Genomic DNA, 16,775 nt, shown 5'->3' on the forward strand with positions numbered 1-16,775 from the left:
AAATTATTTGTTTACTTGGTCTATCACCTGATATTTATGGTCATTTGGTCGATAATTCCTCTTAGTCAAATCCTATTACGCGAACGGTGAGTTATACCGTTCTAAATTATTTGTGAAAAGTTAGACACCGCTAAGTGTGCTACGAGGTTGAATGAACAAGTATTTCACTGTGATTTTAGGCACTTTTAGATCCCCCCTAACCCCCCGATAAATTGGGGGGAACCGGAATCAAAGTCCCTCTTTTTAAGGGGAGCCACTGCGTTGGGCGGCTCTGCCGACTTGAAGGACGTGGCGTGGATTTAGGGGGATCTAAAACTTTTAATACCGACAAGAGGACTTTTCAAACATCCTCTAAGAGGATGTTTGAAAAGTATTTGTTGTGATTTTGGACACTTGTTGATCCCCCCTAACCCCCCTTAAAAAGGGGGGAACTGGAATCAAAGTCCCCCAATTTATCGGGGGGTTGGGGGGATCAAAAGGCTCTGGGGCAACTCTAGAAGACTTGTGTATACACCGTAGCCTTACTAAGGAGAGGGAATGAGGGTGAGGTTTGATCTTATATTTAATTACGCCTACCTACTTATTAATTCTGCAACAAATTATCCCAATTTATTGCCAGAAAAGAGCAGATTTGTAACTTGCTCTAGTGTCTTTAATGCTGTTAATGAACCTCTAATCAGCCGAGTAGCAGCAAGGGGTTGTCGCAGCATTCCCATCGCTAAAGCAAAAGGGTTTAGAGAGCCATCAGAGTTAATTGCTGATGTGAGATTGGGGATATCGTGCTGACAATTGTCACTGACTACTCGCACCATTGCCACTGCAACTCCAGTCGCATTGAAAAACTCTAGGGCAGTAAATCCTTCCATATCAACAACATCAGCCGCCAAAGTTTCACCCAAATGGCGTTTTTCGGCAGCAGACCAAATGACGCGATCGCTTGTCATTGACTTGACTAAATATACTTTTTGGGCAATTGAAGATTGCAATTGTGCTGTGAAAGTGCGATCGCATTCTTGCCGCTTCCCAGAGAAAAGACAATCTTGATACAGCACAATATTACCAACTGTGTGGCGATCGCTCAAGCTGCCACATATACCCATAATCAACACTCTAGATTTGGGAGCTAAAAATTGTGCATTTCCTGGGGATTTTTGCAGATATTTGAGCAAAGGTTTCATTCCCACAGGTATGGCTACTACCGTTGGCATCGAACCAGTTACGCCGCTTAATCCGCGACATACAGCTTTATATTCTGCTCCTTGGGGTACTAAAATTGTATTGATCGGCAAAAAATTAGGCACTAGCTCTCCCAAAAACTCTGACAGAATAATTGCTTATCAAAACCAAGTTTCATATTTAAAAATTTTGCCACATCTAAGTGACAATAAAGAATGTTGCCCTATTCTGGTTATAAACCCCAGGTGATTGCTGTAGCATGACTAAATAATTGTGCCACCACACGATAATTTTCCAAGATGGTAAAGCCCGATCGCTCAAAATCCGCACGAGAACTCTTCAATATTTCTAAACTAGCGATTCAATTTTCGTGGCTGACGGTGAGTTTTTGGATTGCCGTAACGGTAGCTGGGATTTTGGCATTCAGTTCTCTGAAATATGCTTTGTTTCCAGATATTACCTTTCCAGTGGTAGTTTTAAATGCTACAGCCCCACTGACAACTGCCCTGGATACAGAGGCGAAGCTTACCAAACCGTTAGAAGAACGCCTCCGTTCCCTAGAAGGATTGGACAATATTCGCTCATCAACCTATCCTAGTCAAACAGCCGTTAGCCTTTCTTTTGCCGTTGGTACGAATTTAGAAACATCCACTAAAAAGGTGGAAACTGCCCTCAAACAGTTGACTTTGCCTCAAGGAGCGACTTCTAAAATTATTCCTCTGAATCTGAACGAGTCAGCGGCCATTAGCTATGCCATTGAGAGTTCCAAACGGAATCTCACAGATTTGACAAAGTTGGCACAAGACGAGATTGTAAGTGCGATCGCTAAACTACCAGGAGTCTTAAAAGTCTCATTACTTGGCGCTGCTAGTGCAAATCCTTCCATACCTCCAGCCAATGCAAGTTTAACGGCTCTCCCCCAAGCTGGAGCAACATTAGTCCGGTTTAACGGGCAAAATGCCCTGGCATTTCAGGTAATCAAACGCGGTAACGCTAACACCTTAGAAGTAGTTAGTCGAGTTGAAAAAGAAGTCCAAAGGCTACGTTCTACCCTCAAGGATGTCAAACTCACCTTAGCTGCTACCCAAGCAGAATATATCCGCCAAGCCACTCAGTCAACCATTGATGCTTTATTGGAAGCAGTTTTGTTGTCCATCGTGGTGATTTTTCCATTTCTGTGGAACTGGCGAGCCACCCTAATTTCAGCACTGGCGATTCCTACGTCTTTATTGGCGACGTTTATCGTCATGGCAATTTTCGGTTTCAACTTAGAAACCATTACGCTCTTAGCTTTAGCTTTAGTGATTGGGAGTATTGTTGATGATGCGATCGTGGATGTAGAAAACATCATGCGACACATTGAAGATGGGGAAACTCCTCATCAAGCGGCGCTTTTAGCAACCAATGAAATTGGATTAACAGTCACCGCCGCCACCTTGACAGCAGTAGCAGTTTTTCTACCCATAGGTTTGATGGGTGGAGTAATTGGGCAGTTTTTCAAGCCTTTCGGCATCACTGTTTCAGCAGCGATGCTTGCTTCTATGCTAGTTGCTCGGACTTTATCTCCAGTTTTAGCTATTTACTGGCTAAAACCTAAATCCTCGCTCTCCCCGCGTCAAGAAGCAAAAATTTGGGTGGCGTTTACCCAAGCTTACAGAAACTTGCTGAGTTGGTCTTTGAATCACCGGAAAATAGTTATCGGATTAGCTGTCCTCAGCTTCATCGCAGGTATAGTACTGATTCCCTTAATTCCCAAAGGGTTTATTCCTAAACTCGATCGCGGCGAATTCAATATTGCTTATACTGTTCCTTTACCAAGTATCCCCGATTTAGGTAGAGCGACACAAGAACAAGGGAGCAATATTCCCAGTCCCCAATCCCCAATCCCCAACCCATTAAACGATTCTCTTCAAGTTGCGAAAAAACTAGAAGATGTAGTCAGAAAATCACCAGCAGTTGAAACGGTATTTACTACTGTTGGTTCTCGTGAGGGTGAGCCAAACAAAGGCACACTATATATAAAGTTAAAGGAAGACCGCGCGATCGCAACTGGAGAACTACAAGATCAATTGCGCTCCTCTTTACCTATCCTTCCAGGGGTAACTACTAGTGTGGAAGATATTCAATTTGTCGATTCTGGCGGTCAAAAACCTCTCCAAATAGCTTTAAGTGGTGACGATCTCCAAGCCTTAAGTAAAGCAGTCAAGGCAATTAAAGAGAGAATTCAAAGATTACCGGGATTTGCTGATGTCACAGTTACAGGTGAAACAAATTCACAGGGTAAGGTTGTTCAAATCGAGCGGCTGAATAATCAGCGAGTTGCTTATGTTAGTGCGAATCTTGGCAAGGAGCTATCTTTAGGTGATGCTACTGATAAAGTGGTAGCAGAAGCAAAGGCGGTATTACCCTCTAACGTTTCCTTAGATTTAGGAGGAGATTCCGCTAACCAAGGTGAGGTTTTTAGCAGTTTTGGCAGTACTTTGGCTTTATCTGCCCTGTGTATTGTTGTGGTACTATTTTTGCTGTTCAAAACCTGGGTAGACCCTCTGGTGATTGGTGTCTCTTTACCTTTAGCACTAGTGGGAGCAATGTTGGCATTACTGATTACCAAGAGTGACTTTGGGATGATCTCACTGATCGGTTTTGTTTTTTTGCTGGGGTTGGCCAATAAAAATGCCATCTTGCTTGTGGATTACATCAACCAGTTACGCAATGCTGGCATAGAACGCACCGAAGCGATCCTTAACACAGGAATAGTGCGCCTCAGACCAATTATGATGACCACTGCCTCCACTATTTTGGGAATGCTACCGATCGCATTAGGTTTGGGTGCTGGTTCGGAATTGCGATCGCCTATGGCTGTAGCGATCGCTGGTGGACTCGTAACTTCAACTATCCTCAGCTTAATTGTCGTGCCGGTAGTCTACACCATTTTAGATGATTGGTTTCCCCGATTTCAGAAGAGAGGGACAGCTTGATGCAAGTTTTTGTCACAGGGGGTACGGGTTTTATTGGTGCCCACTTGGTACGGTTGTTACTGAAAGAGGGTTACACAGTCAAAGCTTTGGTACGCTCAAGTAGCAATTTAGATAATCTACGCGGTTTAGATGTGGAAATTATCAAAGGCGATTTGAACGCTTCAAATCTCTGGCAACAGATGAAAGGTTGTCAATATCTATTTCATGTTGCAGCCCATTATTCCCTCTGGCAAACAGACCGAGAGTTACTTCACCATAACAATGTTCTGGGTACGCGCAATGTGTTAGCAGCAGCTAGCAAAGCTGGAATTGAGCGTACCGTTTATACTAGTTCAGTAGCAGCTATTGGGGTAGGATCGTTTGGTCAAGTGGTCGATGAAACACATCAGAGTCCCCTAGAAAAGTTGGTGGGTAACTACAAAAAGTCTAAGTTTCTGGCTGAACAAGAAGCCATGCAAGCTGTTGCTAGAGGTCAAGAGGTAGTTATTGTCAATCCTAGCAGCCCCATTGGAGCGTTGGATATCAAACCTACCCCTACAGGTGATATAATTCTAAGGTTTTTACGACGGCAAATGCCCTTTTACTTGGATACTGGTCTGAATTTTATCGATGTGCGAGATGTGGCGTGGGGGCATTTACTGGCTTTGCAACGGGGTAAGTCAGGCGATCGCTATATCTTAGGTCATCAAAATTTAAGTTTCAAAGAACTACTCGAACAACTTGCCGATATCACCGGTTTGATAGCACCTCAACGAACAGTACCCACTTGGTTGCCCCTTGGTGTTGCCTGGGTTGATGAAAAAATTCTTGCCCCCTTGGGGAAATCGCCCTCAGTGCCATTGGATGGCGTGCGGATGGCGAAACAGCCTATGTACTACAATGCTGCAAAGGCTGTACGAGAGTTGGGTCTACCTCAATCTTCGTTGAAAGCAGCACTCAAAGATGCTGTGGATTGGTTTGTTGCTCAGGGCTATGTGAAATGAAAAATATAACGATACTGTAGTGTTTTTAGATATATAAAGAGGAGCGATCGCAACAATGGCAGTTAATCTACAACAAGCTATGGATATCGGGAAGTATCTGGTTACTCAGCGTTTGAAAGGACGTAAACGCTTCCCCTTAGTATTGATGTTGGAACCTCTTTTTCGCTGTAATCTAGCTTGTACAGGTTGTGGTAAAATCCAACATCCCAAGGAAATATTAAAGCAAAATCTCACCCCAGAACAGTGCTTTACCGCAGTGGAAGAGTGCGGCGCACCGGTTGTCTCAATTCCTGGGGGTGAACCTCTGCTACATCCTCAGATCGATCGGATTGTTCAAGGATTAATTGAGCGCAAGAAATATATTTACTTGTGTACCAATGGTTTGTTATTAGAAAAGAATCTAGATAAGTTTCAACCTTCCCCTTACCTAACTTTTAGCGTGCATTTAGATGGAATGCGCGAGTTACACGATCGCTGTGTCGATCGCCAAGGTGTTTTTGATATTGCTGTCAAAGCCATCCGCGCCGCTAAAGCTAAAGGCTTTCGTGTCACCACTAACACCACTATCTTTGAGGGGACTGAACCTAAAGATATGCAAGAGTTCTTCGACTTTATAGAAACCCTAAATACTGACGGGATGATGATTTCTCCCGGCTACAGTTATGAGTGGGCACCAGATCAAGATCATTTTCTCCACCGCGAACAAACCCGCACCCTCTTCCGGCAAATTCTGGCTCCCTACAAAGCTGGTGAAAAAAACTGGAACTTTAATCACAATCCACTATTTCTAGATTTTCTCACTGGTGAGAAGGACTACGAATGTACACCTTGGGGTAGCCCTAGTTATAGCGTTCTTGGTTGGCAAAAACCTTGCTATCTGCTGAACGAGGGTTATTACTCTACCTTCAAGGAATTACTGGCACAAACTGATTGGAGTCAATACGGCCAGAAGAGTGGTAATCCCAAGTGTGCCGATTGCATGGTTCATTGTGGCTACGAACCCACCGCCGCAATGGATGCAATGCAACCGCAAAATATGGCGCGCGCCCTTGGCAGTGTGTTTGGTAGAAGCTAGTAAAACGGTACAGCAAATGGAAACTGTTGCTAGAGAAGAGATTTAGGGGCAAAATGCTCACAGTCCATCTGCACCACACAATTTCTTCCTTGGGCTTTTGCTTGGTAGAGTCCCCTATCGGCAGCAGCAATTAAGGTTGCGGGAGATAATTGGCTATGAGGAGTGATGGTTGCCACACCAAGACTTAGAGTGATGAATTCACTAACCTGAGAATGGGGATGAGTCATTTTTAATGCGCTAATATTTCTCTGAATATCTCTTGCAACTGCAATAGCCCCTTGCATATCAGTATTTGGCAAAATGACTGCAAACTCTTCTCCACCATAACGAGCAACTAAATCACCAGGGCGTTTAACTGTCTGAGAGATTGCCTTGGCAACCTGTCTGAGTGCATCATCTCCTGCTAGATGTCCATGCGTGTCGTTGTAAAGCTTAAAGTAATCGACATCACACAAAATTAAAGATAGCGAACCTTGCTCTCGTGCTAACCTTAGCCACTGTATATTGAATGTGTCATCAAAGCAGCGTCGATTTCCCACTTTAGTCAGACCATCCGAAGAAGCAAGACGCTGTAATTCCTGGTTTGCTTGTTGTAATTGGTGGTAAAGTTCTGATTGCTGAATAGCGATCGCAGTTTGTCCCGCTAACTGTTTAAATAAGTTAATCTCCGATTGTTGCCATTGTCTGGGATGACGGCATTGGTGAGCAATTAATAGTCCCCACAAACCCTCTTGCTGTAAGATAGGCACGACAAGGTTTGCTCGGATTTGCAAACTTCGCAGCAAGTCAAGATGACACGGCGATAGTCCTGCCGTTTGAGTGTCTTCAATCGCTTTAGTATTGCCTTCTTGGTAGTAAGCTGCACGCGTGGATTTAAAGCACGTATCCATCACGTGAAACCCCAGAATGGATATGCACCCTTGTGCTAAAGATTCTACAGCAACTAACCCACTCCAATCTGGCTTAAACTGATAGATCACTACTCGGTCTACCTCAAATAGTTGTCGCACCTCATCTACCGTGGTTTGCAAAATCTCATCTAACTCTAACGATTGTCGAATGCGCTGCGTCACAGCTGCGACAATTCGCTCAGACTCATTTTGGTGTTGAACGTGCTGCTCAACCAGCTTACAATCTGGCGATGCTACATTTAATGCGATCGCCTCAAAGTGAGGGGTTGTTGTCACAGGCACTGCACTGGGTTTAGCAATCAAATAGCCTTGAGCAAGAGTTGCACCTCTTTCTCGCAGCCAGTTCAATTCCTCAATGCACTCAATTCCTTCAGCAACAGTCTGGATGTTTAACTTTTGCGCAATCTCTAAAAGCTTCTCGGTAATCGAGGCTTTGTACACGTCTTTATGCACATCTCGAATTAACTCCATGTCCAATTTGATAAAGTCTGGACGTAACTGATGTAGCAAGTTTAGGCTAGAATAGCCAGAACCAAGATCGTCAAGGGCGATTAAAAACCCAGCATCTCGGTAATATTTGAGGACAGCTTTCAGGTGGGTTAAATCTTGGGGATTGTCTGACTCCACGACTTCAAAAACAATCCGCTCATGGGAGATGCCTGCTCGGTCAATTGCGTCTACCGTACTACGTAGGCATAAAACTGGGTCATAAAGTGACGTTGGTACAAAATTGATGAAAATGTGTCCGCTCATTTGATGGCGACTGATTTGAGCGATTGTACTGAGGCGAGCAATTTGGTCTAGTTGGGGTATTAGTCCGGCTTCGGTTGCTAACTCCATAATTGACCCTGGTAATACTAAATTGCCTTGTTCATCCAGCCCACGGAAGAGCGATTCATATCCATAAATCTGCGATGTGTCTTGAATTGAAACAATTGCTTGAAAGTAACTGGTGAATCGTTCCGTTTGCAACATTTCAACCAGCCAGTCGGATTGGTTCAATTTAATGAAGCGTTGTAATGAGGTTATATCACTAAAATCATGAAGTTGAGGTTGGATAGCACCTCGAATGAAAAGAACTTGCGTCTCTTTTAATTCCCTCGGTGCAAGAAGTTGGGCCAGGTTACGGGCAATTTCTTGAGACTGTCCAGGTCTACAATCCAAACTCAAACCCAGACGCTCGTGCATCAATTCATACTTTATGGCAAACTGCTTTAGGTAAGAGGTGACTTTCTTTAGGGTATGTGGAACGGGGAACCAGAAAAAGAGCCTGCCTGCTTCCTTAGTCTGGCAGCGTGCAATATTGCGACAAGCACAGGTTTTAGAGATAGGACATATTTGGCTCATGGCTAACTAATTTGTTCAGTCTGATTTATTCTATTATTCCCACTATTTTTACTGTAAAAGATAAACTATGTTTCAAATGTATGAAGATTTGATGAGTTTGTTAACTTGAATAATTTACTTATCAAGTAACTCATCAACACATTTATAGTTTTATACTAAATATTCAACTAATTGCTGGGAACTTTTGTCTAATAAAGCAAATTATGGAGTAGTTAGATTAATAATTTAAGTTACGAAATAAAGGAAAAAATCAGCCAGAGGAGAAAAAGTTTTTAGTTATATTCATTGATTGCTATCGCTAGATAAAAATCTGAAACTCTTATTTTTATTTGCCCAGATTCAGAAAAGAAGAATATTCACTCCCCAGTCTTTTGCTATACGAACAAAAAAAAAGTAATTAAAATGGCATTGAAAATAATCGCATATTCAACTCTGCGACTCACAAATCCGACGGCGGCAATCAGGGCGATCGCTAGCCCGATAATGCCAAAATACTGGCGTTTCTTGAATATTTTTAGCCTCTGCTGCCAAACGCACTGTCTCCAATCCCGCCTCAATTACCAATACTAGGTTGACGGGAAACATCTTCAGGTTGAGCTTGCCTTGTAAGATCCGAGAGACATCGAGCAAATCTTCAATTAGTTGAGCTTGTAATTTAGCATTGCGCTTGATGGTTGCAATCGCTTTCTTGATCTCTGCTGGCTGAAATTCACGGGTTTGTAAAAGTCTTGCCCAACCAAGAATGGGGTTGAGAGGCGATCGCTGCCAAACACCGCAAGGTAAGCTACTAAAAGAAACTTCTAAATCAGAACATCACAATTTTATCATAAATTAAATTTATCATTTTAAGAAAAAAGACTATTTGATTTTATTCCATAAGTCGCTTTATCCTGAAATCAGTAGAGATTTGAACTTTACAAGACTCACGGAAATAATAGGTGAATCCCTGATTTTCAGGTAGGGGCAGTTTATAAATTACCCCTGGGCGCGTGTAGTTTTGCGTAAGTTTTATTTAAACAAATACAAACTTAGCTTGCGACTAATACAAGCCTTTGGTTTGTGAAATGAAAGTAGTTGTCTTGCTTGCCAGGGTTCAAAGACCAAACTAATGCTAAATTGCCCAAATGAAGTTTTAGTGTACCTAAGTAAGTCTGCGGAAATAAATCAAACTATGTTACGAAAAGTAAACAGGCTTCATCTTACCAATGACAAAGGACAAATGACAGCCCCACTAGTTAGCTTTGATTGCACCAACCTACTTAGTTTTTAACCTTGATAAAATAAAGAAGAAGGATTATAAATGTTAGTTCAGCAGATTGATTGCCCCAGCAGACCAAAGACAAGTGCAATGATTATGAAACTTTTCCAAATCACTCTAGTGGTTTTAGTACTTTTAATCAACTTAGTAATTGCTTTCCCTTCTTGGGCAGAAAAAGCACCTTCTTTAACTAACAATCCTGACTACTTTCAAGTAGGGCAAAAAGTTATTTGGCTTTATAAGTCTCGTGCGGATTCTACTGATGTTCAAAGAATTCCTGCCGAAGTAGTTCAGTTAAGTTCTAAGCAAGTGCAAATAAAGGTATACAAACATAATCACGAATTTGTCAATCGTTGGGTAAATCCAAATAAGCTTGAGAATTTGCAAAAAGTCAAAGAGTCAGTACTCTAAAACTTAAGTATATGAAAGTAAATCTCCTACATTACTACGTAAATAAAGTTATCATCTCAATAAATAATATAAGTAGAAGCAGTATTGTAGGGTGTGTTAGAACGGAGTTCGTAACGCACCATTATCAAGGATTTGATGCCGTACTCTCCGTGCTAACACAACGCCAGTGACGCTACGCACAGTCGCTAACGCTCAAGTCGGGAAACCCGCCCACACGACTGGCTCCCCTACGTATATTTTCAGAAATCAAACCGGATTCCTATAGAAGTAGAAGCAATACATGAGTTGACCCTACTAAAACTTCCGTTACAGTGCAATAATTTTCAAATATTTTATTTTTTGTAAATCAAAAAAACTGAACCAATCGGCCCAAGATTTTCTACATAAGTTTTTTGGTTATAATACAATCCTGGAGACATACCTCCATCAAATAAAATTCCTTCTTGAATCTTACCTAAACAGTTATTGCTAGCAATGCCTTGTAAGACATGATCAAACATATCTGGCAGTAACTCTTGATTAAGTTGAGATAATTCTATCTCTGAATTAGCTTTCAAGTCATTAACTAATAGTATTACATAGCCGCGATCGGTGATAGCTGCCAGAGAGCGATTAGTCGCATTTTTACAAGCAAATTCTCCCAAATCTTGACAAATATCTTTAAACTTTCCCTGACGATAGAATCTGCCATTACCGCCCACTAAATTGTAATTGAGAATATCGCTGTTTCTTCTCCCGGCTTGGATAGTAGCCTGTCGTTGATTGGGCGTACCTCCTGATATCCCAAAAGAAGAACGCTTATTTTTAAATGCTCCTGAATACTCTACCCCACGAGAAATATTTAAACCTTGTGGTTTATTATCAGTACCTATATAGTCGGCATTAATTGCGGCAATGGGTAGCTGCCCATTTAATTTGGCATTTTCATCGCTGAGTAGTTCATGAAACTGTTTTGGTACATATTCTTTACGTAGTTTCCCACTCGCATCTTTGGTATAGAGTTTATGAGATAGGCCAACATTAACTTTGAAATCTAATTCTGCTGATTTGGGATTAAAAATAATCACATTGTTAATCCCTCTGGGATTTTTTTTACCTTGATTATTGGTTTTAAAAAAATCAATACTGAATTTAGTATCTTTACCAGGGCAAGTTTTAGATGCTTTAGGGGCTGAATTTGCTTCAATTTGTTGACAACCTGATAACAAGCTTGCACTAATTATCAGAATAAATAACAAAAGTAATTTTTTTGTTGGCATATAATGCAAAAAAAACCGCTATAGAATTACTATAGCGGGGAATAATTTAAAATTTCAGTCTGGAATTAATCTGATAACCAAAACTTAAGAGAACCATTCTACAACAGCTTCTTCTTTGCTGTTGGTATTACGAGATGGTGTCTCACGGTTAAATTTCATCTGAATTGACCGGGTTTGCTCACCATCAGCAGCTACAGCCAGAATCGGATAGTCAATTAAACCATCTTGGAAGGACATCTGGAAGCGGAATGTGCCATCTGGATTTAGCTGAATTGGACGGCCACCAATGGTTACGGTAGCGTCGGGTTCGGTTGCACCGTAAACTATCAACTCAGCATCCGCAATTAACCAGAATTGGCGCGGACGTACTGGAACGGCGGAAGCTGAGAAGCCAACACCTGACATTCCTGCACCAGAAGCGGTTAAGCCAGAGACAGTGGGAACTGCCCACAAACCTACACCAGAGGGGAAAATGTAAGAGCTAAGGGCTTGTTCTGAACTTGGTACTTGATGCTGGGAACCGAAGATAGAACCCGCAACCCGTAGTCCTTCGGCAGATTCGGCTAAACCAAAGATTTGGTCGTAGATAGGATTGCCGTTGGCATTCACACCATTACTACCATTAGCGGTAGCTGTAGCTGTAGCTGTAGCTGCAATCTTTTTGGCGGGGGGAACTAATTCGTACTGAGTCTTACCACGCAAATCTTCTTCAAAGTTGACAGAGATGAAGACATCTTCAATCCAGTCAGAAGGATACACGGGGGGAATGTGTACTCTCGCAGAACGAGCTAGTACTAACCAGCGGCCATCAGCAGCACGATAGCCGATATCTATCACATAATCGCGATCGCTAACTGGAACCGGTAAATACCATTCTCTAGCTAGTTCATCAGCAGGATATTCTTGAATGCTGTGGGGGCTTTGGTATTCGATATTTATGTCGCTGACATCATAAATCCGTAGTGCTAGTTGTTGTCCCCCTTGGCGGCGCAGTTCCTCTTTATGTTCATTGGGAATATCCCAGTAAGTGTAAGCCCACTGGGGATCGCGCGGTAAAAGGACAATTCGGCTTTCACCATAGCCAGAAGGCAAATCTGCGAGTCCTTCATCAACATCAGCTAGAGATCCACCTGTACGATCTTCCTGACCTAATTCAAACTTAGCAGCTTCCACAGTTTCTTGAGCCTCCAATGAACGAGATGGACTGAGCAAATTTTTGCTGCGCTGTACTTCTAAAATTGATGCCAGCAATTGTGATTTACGCATTCGACTATAGCGAGAGATGCTATATTCGCTAGCAACTTTTCGTAGTTGGCGTAAGGTCATCTCCTCTAGTGGCGGGCGTTCTTTTGCCATTAATTTGGCCTCCAGTAGTGTAAGCGGTAAATGATTTCCCCTGGTTAAAGAATGCTATATAAAATCTCATCCACATCCAGATGAATTTCTTATTCCTGACTCCTGGTTTTGCCCAGTTTTAAGTTTTTTAATCTATTTTTAAATTGAGGTAACTTTCAACCAATTCCTAGTTATGCCAAAATTAGCATTTCTTTGGGATCGGAGAAGTTCGCTTTGTTAAGTCAATATTAACCACTAAGCATATCTAGGGATCAAGGGGTAATCAGTAGGTTTTTTGCCTGTTTCACGAATTCATAAGCCTTTTTGGGATCGCAATGTCATGATTTCATTACATTACTGGCTAGCTTCATGTCTACCAAGAGCCAAAATATCAAATTTTCATGACATTAAATACAGAGCGTAATTTGTTTAATCAGTCATAAGTAATTCAGCGAAAAAACTTAGTATATATAAATAAACCTGATTTTATTATTAGTGGCGTGGCAAAAGCTAAAATGCTGTATGTTTAAAGGTTACATATATAGCAAAAATCTAACGCATACATTTAGTATTGCCACGCCACTAGCTGTATTTCAAATGTTCTTAGTGGAAAGTAGTATTTAGTTGATCATCATGGCAGTCCAATTTTACGGTAATGGTAAAGTAATGTCTAACTAAAGACCAGACGATTAACAATTCAAAATTAAAAATTCAAAACGTTTTCAGACGAACAGGAGTGCGGTCTTGGGGTCTCCTCCGCCGCAGGATGCGCGTTCGCAAAGCGTCTCGCAGAGAAACGCTGTAAAGGAGCAACTCCGGGGGATTTAAACCCTTTTACTTACGATAAATCATTTTTTCAATCGCATAAAGACTGCACCAATCGATAATCCTACAACCTGCCCCCAGAAGACAACAGCCGATTGATTTACGCCAATAGGGGGAATATTTAAACTGCCTATGCCATAAAATAACTGTTGCAAAAACCACCAAAATATATAGAAAAAAGCTGGAACTTCGGTAGGAATATACAGAATTATAAGCGGCAAAATGGTGTCAATTTTAGCTTTAGGAAACTTCATAATGTATGCCCCTAAAATAGCTGCGATCGCGCCATTACCCCCAATTAATGGTACTGTCAAACTCGGTTCCACCAGAATTTGCATAATCCCTGTTAAAATGCCAGCCGTAAGATAAAATCCGAGATAGTGTTTATGTCCTAAAATATTTTCTACACTCTTACCAAAAACCCACAGAAATAGCATATTTCCCAATATTTGACTAAAACTGCCGTGCAGAAATATGCCAAAAATTAGTGAACATGACCGCCAAATAACAATTATCCAAGCAGCCAAGTTGTTGAAGAAGAATGCATTTGTAATTGCTCCACTCATCTGGGCTGGAATCACACCCCAACTATTGACGAAATAGCCCAATGTATCACTAAATTCTAGTTGAAGTTCCCACAAGAATACGGCAATATTAATGCCAATAAGCCAATAATTAATTATTGGTTTATTCCAACAACGAATATTATCACTGATAGGAATCATATAAATTTGTCATTAGTCATTGGTCATTAGTCGTTGGTTATTAGTTATTCTCCTTCTGGCTAACCCACTCCCTCAATTTTCCTTAACATGTGGCAAGATTGAAATCAGATCGCATCGCACTTAAGTAGGCAAACGAGATGCTGGGAAACACACTTGTTGGAAGATACCAAATTATTAGTAACTTGGGAGGAGGGGGTTTTGGTGAAACATTTGTTGCTTATGATACTCAATTACCCGGTTCACCTCAATGTGTCGTCAAGAAACTCAAACCCCAGGCAAATGATCCCGTAACGTTGGAGACAGCTAGACGTTTATTTGATACAGAAGCACAAGTTCTGTATAAATTAGGAACTCACGATCGCATTCCGCAACTTTTAGCTTACTTTGAGGAGAAGGCCGAATTTTATCTCGTACAGGAATTAATCGAAGGTCACGACCTGAGTCAAGAATTAATACCAGGTAAAACCCTCAGTCAAGAACAAGTAATTTCGCTTTTACAAGAAATTTTGACAATTCTAGAATTTGTCCATCAGCAGAATGTAATTCACCGTGATGTTAATCCGCGAAATATCCTCAGACGACACCCAGATGGCAAGTTAATCTTAATTGATTTTGGTGCGGTTAAACAAATTACTACCCAAGTGATTACTCCCGAAGGTTCAGCTAAAGGTACTGTTGCTATAGGTACACCTGGATATATCCCTGGAGAACAAGCTCATGGTACGCCAAAATTAAGCAGTGATATCTATGCTACGGGAATAATTGCTATTCAAGCTCTCACTGGATTATTACCAGAAGAAATAGTAAAAGATGCTGAAACTAATGAAATTATCTGGCGCGATAAAGCCACAGTAACGCCAGAATTTGCTGAATTTTTAGATAAAATGGTGTGCTATGACTTTCGACAGCGCTATTCTTCGGCAACGGTAACATTACAAGCACTGAAAGAGTTAACACTACCACCGATTGAGACAATAGCATTAACTCCTATTTCTCCACCAAAAAATATAACGAAACCTCAACCGAAAAAAGGTATTTTAGGTAAAGTTTTACTAACAATATTTTTAGTTGGGGTCAGTGGAGTAGCATCAATATTTGTTTTAAATCACATTAATTCAAATAACGCTATAGAATTATCCAACCAAGGAAATACACTTTTTGATTTGCAACGTTATCAAGATGCATTAGAAGTATATGAAAAAGCCGTTAATATTAGACCGGATTATGCAAAAGGCTGGAATGGTCAAGGCAAAACACTGTATAAATTAAAAAAATCTAAAGAAGCATTAGCTGCTTATGATAGAGCAATTCAAATTAAGCCAGATTATTTTGAGGCTTGGAGTGGAAGGGGCTTTGTATTAGCAAGTCTACAGCGATATCAAGAAGCGATCGCATCTTTTGACCAAGCCTTACAATTAAAGAATGAAAGCTCAGAAGTCTGGAATGCTAAGGGTGAAGCTTTTAGTAACTTGAACCAATATGACCAAGCAATTAAAGCTTATGAAAAAGCGATTGAATTCAAACCAGATAATTATGAAGCTTGGTACAAAAAAGGATTAGCCTTACAGAATTCTAAACGATACGAAGAAGCGATCGCAGCCTACCAAAAAGTCGTTGAGTTAAAACCAGACTACGAGAAAGCTTGGTATAATTTAGGGAATATGCTAGTCAATTCACAACGCTACCAAGACGCATTCAATGCTTATGATAAATCTGTACAATACAAATCAAACTATTATCAAGCCTGGTTTTCAAGAGGTAATACTCTCCTAAATTTACGACGTTATCCAGAAGCAATCGAATCTTTTAATCAAGTAATTAAATATAACCCTGGTAACTATCAAGCATGGTATAACTTGGGCTGGTCGCTGCATCAAAGTCAGCGCTACGAAGAAGCAATAAAATCTTATAATAAAGCTGCAACCCTGAAGCAAAAAGATTATCAACTTTGGTATAATCTAGGAAATTCACAATACATTTTGCAAAAATACGAAGATGCGATCGCATCTTATAATAAGGCAGTTCGTTATAAACCAGATCATTCTGAAAGCTGGTATAGCAGAGGCAATGCTCTACTAAATTTGAAGCAATATAAGGATGCGATTGCCTCTTACGATCAAGCAATAAAATACAAGCCTAATTACCAACAAGCTATAGATGGTCGCAATCAAGCCCAGATTCAATTGCAATCTGAGAAACCAAAGCCTATAATTGTGCCAGTTGTTCCAGTTCCTAATCCTATTAATCCACCGCAGACAACGCCCTAATATACTAAACAATTCGTAATTATTAATTACGAATTTTTAACAACACTTAATTAGAAGCAATAATTGGAATTTTAGTTGATTTTAAAGAATATTCTCAGATAAAAACTTATAATTCATGACATTTGGATAAATTTTTGGTTTATTTTACCAAAAGCTGTGAGCATCGGTAATTTATAGGGAAATCTAAAGATAACCTAGAATTTCTTCTTACCGAACTATGTGATT

General features: G+C 40.9%; 10 protein-coding genes and 1 pseudogene. 5 read left to right on the forward strand and 6 right to left on the reverse strand.

The genetic code is table 11. The annotated features are described in order from the left end of the window. Positions 1-599: 599 nt before the first annotated feature. Positions 600-1,289, reverse strand: coding sequence for a 5'-methylthioadenosine/S-adenosylhomocysteine nucleosidase family protein (locus V7K38_RS00125; RefSeq protein ID WP_334854691.1), 690 nt, complete (start codon positions 1,287-1,289; stop codon positions 600-602). Between the two features lie 186 nt (positions 1,290-1,475). On the opposite strand from V7K38_RS00125, the gene V7K38_RS00130 reads away from it, so the two are divergent. From V7K38_RS00130 to hpnH, 3 genes are read left to right on the forward strand one after another with little or no spacing between them, the layout of a single operon-like run. Beyond that, positions 1,476-4,154 carry an efflux RND transporter permease subunit gene (locus tag V7K38_RS00130; RefSeq protein WP_334854692.1) on the forward strand — a complete coding sequence of 893 codons (2,679 nt, stop codon included), beginning with the start codon at positions 1,476-1,478 and terminating at the stop codon, positions 4,152-4,154. After that, complete coding sequence (gene hpnA, locus V7K38_RS00135; protein WP_334854693.1) at positions 4,154-5,137, forward strand: hopanoid-associated sugar epimerase; 984 nt, start codon at positions 4,154-4,156, stop codon at positions 5,135-5,137. The genes V7K38_RS00130 and hpnA overlap by 1 nt, the downstream gene beginning before the upstream one ends. Positions 5,138-5,192: 55 nt before the next feature. Continuing rightward, a complete protein-coding gene (hpnH, locus tag V7K38_RS00140; RefSeq protein ID WP_334854694.1) occupies positions 5,193-6,212 on the forward strand; it encodes an adenosyl-hopene transferase HpnH in 1,020 nt (339 codons plus the stop codon). 29 nt (positions 6,213-6,241) lie between these two features. Here the strand turns inward: hpnH and V7K38_RS00145 are convergent, their stop codons facing one another. Beyond that, a complete protein-coding gene (locus V7K38_RS00145) occupies positions 6,242-8,470 on the reverse strand; it encodes an EAL domain-containing protein (protein ID WP_334854695.1) in 2,229 nt (742 codons plus the stop codon). A gap of 504 nt (positions 8,471-8,974) precedes the next feature. Beyond that, positions 8,975-9,232: pseudogene (locus V7K38_RS29490) on the reverse strand (histidine kinase dimerization/phospho-acceptor domain-containing protein); the annotation flags it as partial. 586 nt (positions 9,233-9,818) lie between these two features. Between V7K38_RS29490 and V7K38_RS00160 the strand changes: the two are divergent. Continuing rightward, on the forward strand, positions 9,819-10,139 hold the full coding sequence (locus tag V7K38_RS00160; protein ID WP_334854696.1) for a hypothetical protein: 321 nt from the start codon (positions 9,819-9,821) through the stop codon (positions 10,137-10,139). A 332-nt stretch (positions 10,140-10,471) separates the two neighbouring features. On the opposite strand, the gene V7K38_RS00165 is transcribed toward V7K38_RS00160, so the two are convergent. The 3 genes from V7K38_RS00165 to V7K38_RS00175 all read right to left on the reverse strand — a co-directional run bounded on the left by V7K38_RS00165 (position 10,472) and on the right by V7K38_RS00175 (position 14,283). Further along, the gene (locus V7K38_RS00165) at positions 10,472-11,398 is read right to left on the reverse strand and encodes a phosphodiester glycosidase family protein (RefSeq protein WP_334854697.1); all 927 of its coding nucleotides are present in this window, start codon (positions 11,396-11,398) and stop codon (positions 10,472-10,474) included. 84 nt (positions 11,399-11,482) lie between these two features. Beyond that, positions 11,483-12,754 carry a DUF4912 domain-containing protein gene (locus V7K38_RS00170; protein ID WP_334854698.1) on the reverse strand — a complete coding sequence of 424 codons (1,272 nt, stop codon included), beginning with the start codon at positions 12,752-12,754 and terminating at the stop codon, positions 11,483-11,485. Between the two features lie 827 nt (positions 12,755-13,581). Then, positions 13,582-14,283 carry a rhomboid family intramembrane serine protease gene (locus tag V7K38_RS00175; RefSeq protein WP_334854699.1) on the reverse strand — a complete coding sequence of 234 codons (702 nt, stop codon included), beginning with the start codon at positions 14,281-14,283 and terminating at the stop codon, positions 13,582-13,584. Between the two features lie 137 nt (positions 14,284-14,420). Between V7K38_RS00175 and V7K38_RS00180 the strand changes: the two genes are divergently transcribed. Next, the gene (locus V7K38_RS00180) at positions 14,421-16,550 is read left to right on the forward strand and encodes a tetratricopeptide repeat protein (protein WP_334854700.1); all 2,130 of its coding nucleotides are present in this window, start codon (positions 14,421-14,423) and stop codon (positions 16,548-16,550) included. The last annotated feature ends 225 nt before the right edge of the window (positions 16,551-16,775 follow it).

The sequence above is a fragment of the Nostoc sp. genome (assembly GCF_036917465.1).
GTDB lineage: Bacteria > Cyanobacteriota > Cyanobacteriia > Cyanobacteriales > Nostocaceae > Nostoc.

What these genes read in the sequence shown, in the direction of transcription:
- V7K38_RS00160 (WP_334854696.1), top strand. Translation starts at nt 9,819, where the DNA reads ATGATTATGAAACTTTTCCAAATCACTCTAGTGGTTTTAGTACTTTTA.
- hpnH (WP_334854694.1), top strand. Translation starts at nt 5,193, where the DNA reads ATGGCAGTTAATCTACAACAAGCTATGGATATCGGGAAGTATCTGGTT.
- V7K38_RS00180 (WP_334854700.1), top strand. Translation starts at nt 14,421, where the DNA reads ATGCTGGGAAACACACTTGTTGGAAGATACCAAATTATTAGTAACTTG.
- hpnA (WP_334854693.1), top strand. Translation starts at nt 4,154, where the DNA reads ATGCAAGTTTTTGTCACAGGGGGTACGGGTTTTATTGGTGCCCACTTG.
- V7K38_RS00165 (WP_334854697.1), bottom strand. Translation starts at nt 11,398, where the DNA reads ATGCCAACAAAAAAATTACTTTTGTTATTTATTCTGATAATTAGTGCA.
- V7K38_RS00175 (WP_334854699.1), bottom strand. Translation starts at nt 14,283, where the DNA reads ATGATTCCTATCAGTGATAATATTCGTTGTTGGAATAAACCAATAATT.
- V7K38_RS00130 (WP_334854692.1), top strand. Translation starts at nt 1,476, where the DNA reads ATGGTAAAGCCCGATCGCTCAAAATCCGCACGAGAACTCTTCAATATT.
- V7K38_RS00145 (WP_334854695.1), bottom strand. Translation starts at nt 8,470, where the DNA reads ATGAGCCAAATATGTCCTATCTCTAAAACCTGTGCTTGTCGCAATATT.
- V7K38_RS00170 (WP_334854698.1), bottom strand. Translation starts at nt 12,754, where the DNA reads ATGGCAAAAGAACGCCCGCCACTAGAGGAGATGACCTTACGCCAACTA.